This is a genomic window from Kytococcus sp. HMSC28H12 (genome assembly GCF_001816045.1).
Lineage (GTDB): Bacteria > Actinomycetota > Actinomycetes > Actinomycetales > Dermatophilaceae > Kytococcus > Kytococcus schroeteri.
This window is the reverse complement of sequence record NZ_KV824625.1, coordinates 1-807: the sequence shown is the minus strand read 5'-3', so window position 1 is coordinate 807 and position 807 is coordinate 1. Positions and strand designations below refer to the sequence as shown.

The window sequence follows — 807 nt, the reverse complement described above, 5'->3', positions numbered from 1 at the left end:
CTGCGGCCGGCGAGGGCGAACTTCACCACCGGGGCCATGTCGGCCGGCTCCACCATCGGGGCGGTGGCCAGGGCCACGAGCGCCTCGTCGCGGATCACCTTGGAGGGCGGCACGTCGCGCTCGCGGGCCATGGCGTCGCGCACCTGCCACAGCTCGCGCAGCGTGGCGGCCTGCCGCGGACGGCGCAGCCGGTGGGAGCCCGACGTGCGGCGCCAGGCCTCCTCGGTGTGCTCCTTGCCGCGGAAGTGCGTGAGGGCCTCGAACTCCTGCCGCGCCCACTCCAGACGGCCCAGGCGCTCGAGGTCCTGCTCCATCGCGTCGCGGGTCTCCACGAGGACCTCCACGTCCAGCGCGGCGTAGACCAGCCAGTCGTGGGGGAGCGGGCGGGTGGACCAGTCCACGGCCGAGTGCTCCTTGGCCAGGGTGAGCCCCAGGTAGTGCTCCACCACCGCGGCCAGGCCGACCCGGGGCAGTCCCACGAGGCGCCCGCCCAGCTCGGTGTCGAACAGGGCGCGGGGTGCCAGTCCCAGGTCGGTGAGGCAGGGCAGGTCCTGGGTGGCGGCGTGCAGCACCCACTCCGGGCCGTCCAGTGCCGCGGACAGGGGCGACATGTCGTCGATGCCGGTGGGGTCCAGCAGCACGGTGCCGGCCCCCTCGCGGCGCAGCTGCACCAGGTAGGCGTCGTTGCCGTAGCGGTGGCCCGAGGCGCGCTCGGCGTCCACGGCCACCGGTCCGGTGCCGGCGGCGAGCCGGGCGGCGGCCTCGGCCAGCGCGGCGTCGTCGGCCACCACCTCCGGCAGCGGCTCC

Annotated in this window: 1 protein-coding gene; it reads right to left on the bottom strand. The window is 76.1% G+C overall.

The features are described from left to right. A partial coding sequence (locus HMPREF3099_RS09950; RefSeq protein WP_202816752.1) for an HRDC domain-containing protein occupies nucleotides 1–807 on the bottom strand: 807 nt, incomplete at both ends.